Origin of the sequence: uncultured Duncaniella sp., assembly GCF_910578445.1 — a bacterium.
Lineage (GTDB): Bacteria > Bacteroidota > Bacteroidia > Bacteroidales > Muribaculaceae > Duncaniella.
Map to the genome: position 1 here is coordinate 63,410 of NZ_CAJTQC010000005.1, position 12,755 is coordinate 76,164.

The 12,755-nt window shown below is 47.7% G+C and carries 7 protein-coding genes and 1 pseudogene; 6 read left to right on the plus strand and 2 right to left on the minus strand.

Going from position 1 to position 12,755, the window contains the following annotated elements; all coding sequences use genetic code 11:
• Positions 1–8 precede the first annotated feature (8 nt).
• Entirely contained in the window at positions 9–1,850 is a 1,842-nt protein-coding gene (locus QZ311_RS04015; RefSeq protein ID WP_297064266.1) for a right-handed parallel beta-helix repeat-containing protein, read from the minus strand.
• 159 nt (positions 1,851–2,009) lie between these two features.
• Between QZ311_RS04015 and QZ311_RS04020 the strand changes: the two genes are divergently transcribed.
• The 5 genes from QZ311_RS04020 (at position 2,010) to fucP (ending at position 7,466) form a co-directional block, all read left to right on the plus strand.
• A complete protein-coding gene (locus QZ311_RS04020) occupies positions 2,010–3,023 on the plus strand; it encodes a uroporphyrinogen decarboxylase family protein (RefSeq protein ID WP_297064270.1) in 1,014 nt (337 codons plus the stop codon).
• 28 nt (positions 3,024–3,051) lie between these two features.
• Entirely contained in the window at positions 3,052–3,744 is a 693-nt protein-coding gene (locus QZ311_RS04025) for a vitamin B12 dependent-methionine synthase activation domain-containing protein (RefSeq protein WP_297064273.1), read from the plus strand.
• 96 nt (positions 3,745–3,840) lie between these two features.
• Entirely contained in the window at positions 3,841–5,619 is a 1,779-nt protein-coding gene (fucI, locus tag QZ311_RS04030) for an L-fucose isomerase (RefSeq protein ID WP_297064276.1), read from the plus strand.
• 93 nt (positions 5,620–5,712) lie between these two features.
• The gene (locus QZ311_RS04035) at positions 5,713–6,102 is read left to right on the plus strand and encodes an L-rhamnose mutarotase (protein WP_297064281.1); all 390 of its coding nucleotides are present in this window, start codon (positions 5,713–5,715) and stop codon (positions 6,100–6,102) included.
• Between the two features lie 62 nt (positions 6,103–6,164).
• Positions 6,165–7,466, plus strand: a complete 1,302-nt coding sequence (gene fucP / locus QZ311_RS04040; RefSeq protein ID WP_297064284.1) for an L-fucose:H+ symporter permease — start codon at positions 6,165–6,167, stop codon at positions 7,464–7,466.
• Between the two features lie 128 nt (positions 7,467–7,594).
• Here the strand turns inward: fucP and QZ311_RS04045 are convergent, their stop codons facing one another.
• Entirely contained in the window at positions 7,595–10,012 is a 2,418-nt protein-coding gene (locus QZ311_RS04045) for a leucine-rich repeat domain-containing protein (RefSeq protein WP_297064288.1), read from the minus strand.
• Between the two features lie 1,494 nt (positions 10,013–11,506).
• Here QZ311_RS04045 and QZ311_RS12435 point away from each other — a divergent pair.
• Positions 11,507–12,613: pseudogene (locus tag QZ311_RS12435) on the plus strand (leucine-rich repeat domain-containing protein); the annotation flags it as partial.
• Positions 12,614–12,755 lie beyond the last annotated feature (142 nt).

The window sequence follows — 12,755 nt, forward strand, 5'->3', positions numbered from 1 at the left end:
TCATAATGTCAATCCCGCTTTCCGGGCAGGTTGAGTTTCGGCTCGATGTGAGGGCCGTTGTCACCCACGACGAGTTTCGGTCCGGGACGGTTGTAGCCGAATTCCGGGTCGGGGCAGTGATTGCCGTCGACTGTATAGCCGTCGGTGGCCTCGTCGAAATATATATAGAACGCACGGTGGTTGGTGGCATAGGGTGCGTCGATGAGATTGTCAATACGGTTGCCACTGATCACCGAGCCGGGTTGATTCGAGAGCGTGTAGATACCTCCGGCATCATAGAGCTGTGCGGCAAAATGGTGCACATGGTTGCCGGTGATGCGGTTGTTTGACATGCCGCTTTCAAGCGGAGTCCACCCCCACCCCACGCAGATGCCTGAATAATTCAGATGGGAGACTTCGTTGTCGGCTATCGTGACATCCCTCACATAGCCAGCGCCAATACCGACACATCCCCAGTCCTCATTGGTAGCGTCGCGGACAATGTTGGATTTCACATTGATGTTGCGACATATATCACCGGCCACGGCAGGGATATAGGGGACATGGGTCTCGAATCCTCCATCGGGGAAAGCGCCCATCTGCAAGGCTGTGCCACCTATATCCTCAAACAAGCAGCCGGAAACCTCCGAATCACTGACTGCGGTCACATAGTCAAGTCCCGTAGCACCGAGATGACGGAATGAACAGTCCTTGAAATCTATATTGCTCGCATGGCTTACTGTGATTGCAGCCTCCGGGCGCGCTATCCAAGCCTGATTCTCAAGTTCGGCCTTTTCAGGCAGACCGGGTATATGGAGCTTATAGGCATCGAGCAGCCGGAAACCGCCCTGCAATGTCACGTGGCCTTCGACCGACGGGCGCAGCCATGCAGCATGCTCGAATCCGACATTCTCAAAACGGATATTGCCGACATTGCGCTCACGGCTTCCTTCGACAGCGACAATTGTCTCAAGCAGTGGAATTGTCACCTCCGAACTGTTCATGTCGCCATCGGACTCCTCGGGATAGTAGTAGATGCGTCCCGAAGGATAGTCCTGATACCATTCTCCGGGTGTGTCGAGCAGCTCAAGCGCATTGGCAAAGAAAAATGATGAATTTCCACGTTCGCCTCCAATCACGGGCTGAGGCCACGGGTGGTCGAATTCCAGACGGCTTTCGGGGTCGTGGAATGAAACAACCGTGTTGCCTTTGCCGTCGGAAACCATATCTTTAACCCTGAGTGTCGCTATGGCCCAACGCTGATGCACGAACATTTCGAGCTGGCGTGCGGCCGAAAGGTCAATACCGGGAGTGGGGACTGTTATAGTGCGGTCGGAAGTATTGAAATCAACCATGCGTTCCATCACTCCGGGCGCGAACTGCGAAGCGCGCTGTGCCTTGCGACCGTTGACATAGAGCTGGCGGGTCTCGACAATGCGGTTGCCAGACAGCGGAGCTTCAGCCACCCAGATTTTGTCACGCAGATGACCTGCGACACGCGGATCGTCACATCCCTTGGTCCAGCCTTTGACCTCCAGACCTCCGCTAATGACCGCCGTCTCTCCTTCAGGCGCACAGATTACGGTGACTGATTCAGGAGTGCCACTGTCCTCGGGACGTAAAAAAAGCGGAGTTCCCTGACGATAGACACCACCATCAAGGATTATCCTTATGTCGCCGGCAGCTTCCTTGGCGTTAAGACGTCGCCATTCGCGTGCACGTTTCAACGCTTCGCCTACCGACTTCAACGGTTCGGCGACCGTCCCGGAAGCAGTATCGTCACCTTTGGATGCCGATACGTAGATATTACCTGCATGTGATACCATCGACGACGCAAGTACTAAAGTTATAAGTAGATTTAAAAATCTCATGGTATTTTGTTTAGCCCTAAACTATATTCTTACATAATGTATGACAAAAGTACAAATTCTCAATGAATTTGAAAAATATTTATAGAGAATTCAGCTGAAAAGAAGTATATTTGCAACCGGAAATCAAAAACATGTGACTACAACATATTGTAACAAACCATGAAAATTAATATGACCCGCTGGATGCAGGACATTATCGAGCGTAAAGATGTGGCTGCGATACCTGTCATGACTCATCCGGGAATTGAAATAATAGGTGAAACCGTCCTCCGGGCCGTGAGCGACGGAAATGTACACCACAAAGCGATAGAGGCGCTGGCTAAGAAATATCCCACGGCAGCCGCTACCGTCATAATGGATCTTACGGTCGAGGCCGAGGCTTTCGGCGCTGAAATCTCGTTTCCTGAGAATGAAGTCCCGGCTGTCATAGGCCACATGCTCAACTCGCCTGAGGATATTGAACGACTTAAAGTCCCGTCGCTCCGCGCCGGGCGAGTGCCTGAATACATCAAAGCCAACCTTCTAGCTGCACGCACGATAACCGACCGCCCTGTGCTTGCCGGATGTATCGGACCTTTCTCTCTCGCCGGACGACTCTACGACATGTCGGAAATCATGATTCTCATCTATCAGAATCCCGAAGCCGCACATTCGCTCCTCTCGAAATGTACGGAATACATACTCCGTTACTGCAAGGCTCTGAAGGAAACAGGTGTCAACGGTGTCGTGATGGCCGAACCGGCTGCAGGACTCATGTCGGACGAAGACTGCACGCGCTTTTCGTCGGACTATGTAAGACAGATAGTCGATCAGGTGCAGGACGATTATTTCACAGTCATACTCCACAACTGCGGAAACACCGGCCACTGCACCAAGGCAATGGCTGCCACCGGCTCGGGAGCATATCATTTCGGTAACAAATGCGACATGGCCGAAGTGATCCGCGAGATTCCTCCCACGGCCCTCGCAATGGGCAACCTCGACCCGGTTTCGGCATTCAAGGAAGCCACTCCGGATGAGATGCGCGCGGCAACAGCCGAATTGCTCGGACGCATGAGCGACTATCCAAACTTCGTCCTGTCGAGCGGTTGCGACACTCCTCCCCACACTCCGTTCGCAAACATCGACGCGTTTTTCGAAGCGCTTGACGCATATAATAACAAAAACTCATAAAGCGAAAAAACATAATCAGAACCGTCCAATGATCAAACGCGAGCTAAGTTTCAACGACCTTGCCATCGAACCGTCTGAAATCTATGAGCAGATGGGCTATGGCACGGCTGAACCGGACGCTATGACCGTCGGCGAAACCGACGAGATGATTGCACGCGTAGCAGGATTCGTTCGTCCCGGATTCTGTTTTTTTGTCACGGACGGCCAACTTGACAACGACCACAGCACCCTTACCGTAATGGGAAGGGAATTCTCCATCGGACGCATTATCAGCCGGCAGTTGCGCGGATCGTCACGCTACACATTCTTCATAGCCACAGCCGGAATGGAGTTCGAAGAGTTCCAGCACGCTCTTATGGCCGACGGCGACATGGTGAAGGTGTTCATTGCCGACGCGATAGGCAGTGTAATCGCCGAAAAAGCAGCCGACCGCATGGAAGAGGAACTTCAACGCCTCCTTGACCCGTCGGGATGGCGACACACCAACCGTTTCAGTCCCGGCTACTGCGGCTGGCACGTCAGCGGACAGCAGGAACTGTTCAGGCTCTTTCCCGATGAGAAACCATGTGGTGTGACGCTATCTTCATCAAGCCTGATGACCCCAATAAAATCTGTCAGCGGAGTCATCGGTCTTGGGGAAAACGTCAGGAAGCTGGAATACTCATGCGGACTGTGCGACTTCAAACAGTGCTACAAACGCAAAATTCCGTCGCATAAATAAAGGCGTTGTCAGTTTTTTTATGTAGATTTGCACACCATACACAATATCCGTAAAGATAATAAGTCAACAAAAACCAAGAAATATAATTTCAGTATCATGAACACTTATCCTAAAATCGGTATCCGTCCCACCATTGACGCTCGTCAGGGAGGTATCCGCGAAAGTCTTGAAGACAAAACAATGAATCTGGCCAAAGCAGTGGCCGACCTTATATCCGCCAACCTCCGTTACCCCGACGGTTCGCCGGTAGAATGCGTAATCTCCGACACAACCATAGGTCGTGTGTCAGAAGCGGCTGCATGTGCGGAAAAGTTCGAACGCGAAGGCGTAGGCGCAACCATCTCAGTGACATCATGCTGGTGTTACGGCTCTGAGACAATGGACATGCACCCTCACTGGCCGAAGGCCGTATGGGGATTCAACGGCACAGAGCGCCCCGGAGCTGTGTATCTCGCAGCCGTGCTCGCCGCACACGCCCAGAAGGGACTTCCCGCATTCGGCATCTACGGACATGACGTGCAGGACCTCGACGACAACTCAATCCCTGCCGACGTAGCTGAAAAACTCCTCCGCTTCACCCGCGCAGCCCTCGCCGTAGCCCTCATGAGAGGCAAGTCATATCTTTCGGTAGGTTCTGTCTCAATGGGTATCGCCGGTTCAATCGTAAATCCTGATTTCCTTCAGGAATACCTCGGAATCCGCGCCGAACAGGTCGACATGACCGAAGTCGCACGCCGCATCACCCTCGGCATCTATGACCACGAGGAATATGAGAAGGCAATGGCATGGACCGAAAAATACTGCAAGCCACGCGAAGGCGAGGATTTCAAGAATCGTCCTGAAAAGAAAAAGACCCGTGAGGAAAAAGATGCCGACTGGGAATTCGTGGTGAAGATGACCCTCATCATACGCGACCTCATGCAAGGCAATCCCAAGCTCCGCGAAATGGGCTTCCTCGAAGAAGCCCTCGGCCACAATGCAATCGCCGGAGGTTTTCAGGGACAGCGCCAGTGGACCGACTTCTATCCCAACGGTGATTTCTCCGAAGCGCTCCTCAACACATCGTTTGACTGGAACGGTATCCGCGAGGCATTTGTATTCGCAACCGAAAACGACTGCTGCAACGGCATCGCAATGCTTTTCGGCCACCTTCTGACTAACCGCGCACAGTTCTTCAGCGATGTCCGCACATACTGGAGCCCCGAAGCAGTGAAGCGTGTGACCGGCAAGGAACTTACAGGCCGTGCCGCCGACGGTATGATCCACCTCATCAACTCCGGTGCTACCACCCTCGACGGAACAGGACAGGGAGCTGACGCTGAAGGCAACCCTGTGATGAAACAGCCATGGGAAATGACCGACAGCGATGTTGAAAAATGTCTCGGCGCTACCACATGGTATCCCGCTGACCGCGACTACTTCCGTGGCGGCGGCTTCTCGTCAAACTTCCTCACAAAAGGCGGCATGCCCGTGACCATGATGCGACTCAACCTCGTCAAAGGCCTCGGCCCGGTGCTCCAGATTGCAGAAGGATGGACAGCTGACGTAGACCCCGAAATCATGAAGGTGCTCGACATGCGCACTGACCCGACATGGCCCACAACTTGGTTCGTGCCCCGTCTCTGCCCCGACCGCGACGCATTCAAGGATGTCTACTCAGTGATGAACAACTGGGGAGCAAACCACGGCGCAATCTCCTACGGCCACATCGGTGCTGACCTCATCACACTCGCTTCAATCCTCCGCATCCCCGTCTGCATGCACAACGTAGAGGACGATAAGATTTTCCGTCCCGCTGCATGGAATGCGTTCGGAATGGACAAGGAAGGAGCCGACTACCGCGCATGTGCAACCTACGGTCCTATCTATAAGTAATTAACGTTTCGTCATAGAAAGGGATTTTGCAGTAGCATGTCACTCGGATGACACTCTGCAAAATCCCTTCTTACTAAAAACATATTTCTCCCTATGGAAAACAAAGAAACCGGCTATCTCATGAGGGAATATAAAGTCCCGGTCAGAAGATATTGCCGCACACTTGACCTCAAAGATGACCCTGAACTTATCAAAGAATACCGCAAACGGCATGCCGAAGAGAATTTCTGGCCCGAAATCCTTGCCGGAATAAAGGAAGTCGGAATTCTCGAGATGGACATCTATCTCCGCGGGACGCGCCTGATGATGATTCTCGAAGCTCCGGCCGACCTCGACCTCGAAGCCGCGATGACACGCCTCGCAACCCTCCCGCGCCAGCAGGAATGGGAAGACTACATGTCGATTTTTCAGGTAGCAGCCCCCGGAGCGTCGTCAGCCGAAAAATGGCAGCCGATGGAACGGGTGTTTCATCTCTATGACTGAACATCGACTCAAAACAACTGATTTCTTACCTTAATATCAAAAAAGACCTACTTCAATCACCGATGAAAGAGAATCAATCACTCCTTCGCTTCAATGGCATCAACTATCTCGTGCCGTTCATACTGATCACGAGCTGCTTTGCTTTATGGGGATTTGCCAACGACATCACCAACCCCATGGTAAAGGCATTTTCAAAAATATTCCGCATGAGCGTGACCGACGGCACACTCGTTCAGGTTGCTTTCTACGGAGGATATTTCGCAATGGCATTCCCGGCTGCGATGTTTATCCGTCGCTTTTCCTACAAAGCAGGCGTGCTCACCGGCCTTGGGCTCTACGCTGTCGGCGCATTCCTCTTCTATCCCGCGATGCTCACCGGAAGCTACTACCCCTTCCTTATAGCCTACTTTATCCTGACATGCGGACTTTCATTCCTTGAGACAAGCTGCAACCCCTACATTCTGGCAATGGGTTCGGAAGAGACGGCCACACGGCGTCTCAACATGGCCCAGTCGTTCAACCCCGTCGGCTCGCTGATGGGCATGTGGGTCGCCATGACATTCATTCAGGCAAAGCTCAACCCGCTTGAGACCGAAGCACGCGCCGCACTGAGCGATGCAGAATTCGAGGCCATACGCGATGCCGACCTGATGGTGCTCATCACCCCATACCTCATAATCGGCGTTGTCGTGCTGCTGATGTTTGCCGTAATCGCCATGATGCGCATGCCTCACAACGGCGACGAGTCACACGACATCCGCTTCTTCTCAACCCTCAAGCGCATATTCTCCATCAGCCGCTACCGCGAGGGTGTAATCGCACAGTTCTTCTATGTCGGCGCGCAGATCATGTGCTGGACGTTCATCATCCAGTATGGCACACGTGTGTTCATGCTCGAAGGCATGGACGAAAAGACCGCAGAAGTGCTGTCGCAGAAATACAACATCATCGCCATGGTCATCTTCTGCTGCAGCCGTTTTGTCTGCACCTACCTCCTGCGCTACGTCAACGCAGGCAAGCTCCTTGCAGTCCTCGCCATAGCGGCGGCCATCCTGACAGCAGGTGTCATTCTATTTCAGGACCGCATGGGCATCTACTGCCTCGTCGGCGTGTCGGCATGTATGTCGCTCATGTTCCCGACCATCTATGGCATAGCCCTCAACGGCCTCGGTGAAGACGCCAAGTTCGGTGCGGCCGGTCTGATTATGGCCATCCTCGGAGGTTCGGTGCTTCCGCCGCTTCAGGCAAGCATCATCGACTGCGGGACTATCGGAAACTTCCCGGCGGTCAATCTCTCATTTACTCTACCCCTCATCTGCTTCCTCGTCATAATCGTCTACGGTCTCCGCCGCGCCCGCGACTAAGCCCGACACTGCAAATATCGGAATCAGACATAATTTACCCCTGCCACAGCAATCTCGTGGCAGGGGTATTTTTCGATTGACGGCCTCCTTTTTATGGAAGACTGTCGAGAATCAGTAGTGTGTCCGTATCAATAGTGGATTTTATAGGTCTTTACAGGGGTCTGTATCAGATAGATTCCATGCTGGCAAAGCTGTATGGTGGCCATGTCGCCTGACGAAGTGACACGTTCCATCAGCTGACCGTTGACCGCGTAGGCGCTGATGACAGTTCCGCTTTCGATTCCTTCGATAGTAACCAGTCCGCTTCTATCGACATATACCTTGGTCGATGTGGCATTGACCCCGATATTTTCGACCGATGAATTTATGTTTTCAAAGGTCACACGGAGTTCCGAATCGCCGGTGAGCGCGGGCGTTGTATAGCGGTTGCCGTCGGTAAGCTCGGCGGTGACATCTCGACCATTGAAAGTCAAGGTGTTGACTTTCCAGCCGTCCTCAGGTGTAATAGCACATGAGAATGTGGCTCTTTTCTCGATTTCAACATCAACCGATCCGCCAACTGCCATGAAAAGCGAAAGTTTTACCGGATTTTCAGCAAACTCCGCATCGACAACATAGTTCGCATCAAGCTTTTCGATAATATAGCTTCCATCGGTCATTTCAGAGGTCACGTCTTTTCCGTTAAGCATTAGTGCAGCAAGGTGATAACCATTTTTAGGTTCTGCCGTTATCACAATATTGGAATTCATTGCAAATTCCATCACATTCTTGGTTTTCTCACCGTTGACTGTCAGGCTTCCGCCGGAAATTGACGAATGGAACGAGAGCTGATAGTTCAACTCCTCTGTTATTTCTTCTTCTTCAATGGCCTTGAACGTATTCCAGTATTGAGTCGTACGATATGTCTCTGCACTTCCTTTTGGTACGTAGAGTGTGCAGTTATTATCAGCCGGAATTACAGGAGATCCGGGGATAGTTATAATATGCGCGGTTGGCACTACAGCCCTATGTAAGTGTAACTTTTCAAGATTTATACAATCTTTGAAAGCACACTGAGCAATATTTCCGGCCTGATGATAGATTGTCAATTCTCTGATATTCTCACATCCACTAATAAATGAAGAGCCTATCTTTTCGAGTGTCTTAGGCAATTTCAACTCGGCAAGATTAGTACAATCACTAAAAGCATCGCTATCGATTTCTTTAACACCTTCCGGAATCAGCACTTTTGTCAGACTTTTGCAAGAATAGAATGTATATTTTCCAAGTTTATTCAATTTAGACGGAATATTGATTTCCTCTAAACTCGAACACCCATAGAAAGCATATTCCCCTAAAGATTCAAGCGAGTCAGACAATGAGACTATTTTCAAACTTCCACAACTTCTAAAAGCTCTATTGCCGATATTTTTTATTGTTTCAGGAATAGTAATTTCCGTCAGGTTATTACATGCATTAAACATCTCATCACTGATATATGTCAAATTTTTGGGAAATTTAAAATCTACAATACCGGATGCGCTAAATAAACCAATACCTATTTCTGTGACACTTTCAGGGATAGTTATGTGAGAAAGCACTGGGGTGGACGAAAACGCATTACTACTAATCTTCGTGATACCCTCAGGAATGTTTACTTTTATTAATTTACTACATTCTCTACAAACATCATTTGGAATTTCTTCCATGCCTGATGAGAATGTGATTGATTCCATCTTACTAGAAGACCGGAAACAACTACTACCAATCTCTTTTATTGTATTTGGCAAAACTACATCCTTTATTTTGCTACTATAAAAACATGAACTTCCTATTTTGGTTAACGTTGAAGGAAAAACGACTTCTTCCAAGCTATTGCCTGTAGTTCCACCAGCAAAGACTCCATTTTCAAGTTCCTCAACCCCCTCTTCTATGATTACTTTTTTTAAGTCTCTACATGAAGAAAATGCCGATGACCTGACAACTTTAACACTACCGGGAATTGTTACTTCTGCAATATTATAACATGAACCAAACGCAGAAGAGCCTATTTCCTTAAGTGTTTTTGGAAGACTGAGCACATTTATTTTAGTTTTAGCAAATGCACCATCCTCAATAATAGAAAGTCCATCCGGAAGAATACCATTAGTAATCTGAGTACCCTCAAAAGCACGTAAGCGAACATATTTCAGACTGCTTGGATAATTAATGCTCTCAACAGAGCTGAGATAAAAAGCATATTGCTGTATTTCCGTAATTGAATTCGGCAAAGAAATACCTTTAATTTTTGAACTCTCGAATGCTTTGTTTCCAATTGCAGTGACAGTGTATGTCGTTCCATCATTGGTAACGTTTTCAGGAACAGATATGACATCTGTATTATACTTTTCACTGCCATAAGTCACGGTGACTGTTTTGCCGTCGGGGTTGATATTATAGAAAATCTCTATCCCATTACGGTCTTGTGATGAAAAATCATAGGCAGATACCGAAGTGGAGAATGCCATCAAAGCAGACAGACCCAAAGCACTGCAACACAAACGTTGTAATAATCGGTTTAATTTCATGATGAATGCGGTTTAGTTAGAAATAAGTTACTTAAGCTACAACAAGAATCATTTTTATTATTTCACGCATTCACATCCAAAGCTCAAACAGAATATAAATCACTTGGATGTAAAAAAACGCTACAATTATGCTACTACCTTTCCGTCACGCAGTTCCGTCGAAACATGGAGTTATAAATATGCAGAAACGTGGAACTGATATGCCACGTCCTATGTGAAGGTGCTAGGAAAAACCTTTGTAAACAGATGTGGGAATAACAGCCCCACGCATTATGCGTGGAGACCATTACGCCAACTCTTGTTTACATTATGGTGATTAAAGTTTCCTAGGCTTTTCACAACAAGATGAAGACATAACGCCTCTGATATGTATCAAATCCGGCAACCGCCTCAGCAGTTGTCTGTCGCAAATGTAATGATTAATTCCGAAAAACAGAAACAATATGGCAAAAAACAAAAAACTCATTCCCACAGTCACGCCATCTGACTGTAGGCACAAGTATATTTTTTAAGCCTTTGCGTGATTTTAAATTCTTTACCATAATTTTCTATCTAATAAAAAAAATCGGTTTCCGAAACAATGACATCCAAGTCAGGACAAGCGATTAGATACATATTCGATAACACAATCCGACAAGCGCCGCAATGACAAAAATTTTTCATTGCGGCGCTTCCGTTTTTCAGATTTAATACTTATTTTTGTGCAGAGCAATGCGCGAGAGCGTTGCCCACCTGCATTTTTTTTCGTAACATATCAGAGGCGTTATGTCTTCATCTTATAAGTGAAAAGCCTAGGAAACTTTCAATCACGAGAATAAGAGATGGCGTAATGGTCTCCGCGCATACGCGTGGGGCTGTTATTTCCACATCTGTTCTCAAAGGTTTTCCTAGCACCTTCACTTTAGGACGTGGACATATCAGTTCCACGTCCTCTGTTTATATACCCACATAAATGTCTCCACGGGACTGCGGGACAGAAAGGAGTAAAACCACACATCAGTCAACATCAGCCACTATCCCCCATTTAGTTTGTAGGGACACTTTTTAAAGCGTCCACATCGCCATGTCATTAATCCCCACCGACACCGGATATTCCAACACCGTCACATTCCCCGTTCCGGATAATCCAATGATTATCACCTGCCTATTCCTCCATATACGTTCCATATAGACTGCTGTGGACGCTTTAAAAAGCGTCCCTACAAACAGGATATGGATGACGGAGGCAATAAACATACGTATCGCATAATGCTTACATATCAATTTAAACACCAGAACTTATTTTTACCACCAGAACCCCCAAATTCAACTAAAATGAAACTAAACCAATTCATCTCACAGCGTTTGCTTCAGGGATTCGTCTGTCTGCTTGCCGTTATCATCAGCCCGCAACTCGCCTCGGCATACGATTTCTCACTCAAGACCGACACCGGTGTCGACATTTACTACAACATCAACCCCGACGGCAAAACAGTCACCGTCACTTATGGCCCGATGGAATACACCGCCCTTTCCGTAGAAATTCCTCAGGAAGTCACCTATGAAGGCAATACATACACCGTGACAATCATTGGCTACAACTCTTTCAAAGCAGCAAAGACCCAGTCAATAAAACTGCCCGAAACCATCGAGGATATCCAAAACTATGCTTTCTCCGGCAGCCAGCTTGCAGAGGTCAACTATCCGGCAGCTCTGAAATACATACGCTCGTATGCATTCCAATCAACGTTACTGACAAACTGTGTTCTCCCCGACGGAATCTTGGAAATCGGAACTTATGCATTTCATAATGCACCTATAAAATCATTACGTATTCCGAAAACCATAAGTCAATTAGCTACATATACATTTTCTTGTCACAATCTGGAAGAAATTACCATACCCGGCAATGTTAAGACCGTAGGTGATAATGCTCTGGGAGTCAGTTTGACATCTAGTAAAACAAGGAAGGTAACATTTGAAGAAGGAGTAGAATCAATTGGATGTCTATTTTACGGACTTAAAAGCCTTCAAGAGGTCAGTTTCCCATCGACACTTACCACTATCGGAGACCGTTGTTTCTCAGAGACCACTCTCAAAAACATAATTCTCCCTAATAACATTAAATCAATCGGTAGTTCTTGCTTCGCTAAGTGTGCCAAACTTGAATCCATTACATTTTCAAATGGAATGTCAGAACTACCAACCGAGATTTGTGAAAGCTGTATAAATTTGACAAAAGTTACAATCCCAGGTGGAATTGAAAAAATAGGAGTTCGCGCTTTTAGTGGCTGTAAACTTCTTTCACGAGTAAATTTACCTGAAAGTGTAGAATTTATTGGCGGCTATTGCTTCGAATATTCCGGCATTGTAGACTTTAAATTTCCGCCAAAGGTTACGACTATTAACGATCATACATTTAGCTATTGTCATAATCTTACAAAGCTTACTATACCGGAAGGAATTTTAAAAATTAATGATTATGCTTTTACCAGTTGTGAAAATCTGACTGAATTAATATTTCCACACAGCTTAACTGAGATTGGTTCAAACGTTCTGCAAGGCTGTTCTTCTCTAAAAGAAATTACACTATATCATCAACTTAACACTGTACACAATCGTTCTTTTGTCGGTGCTTTAAATAAAATCCATTTGCATCGCGCAGTAGTTCCGAATTATGTTTCAGATTCATGGACAATTCAAACTGTTATCCCTGAGGGGAATAGCTGTACACTATATGTTCCTAAAGGAAGTGGAGATTCGT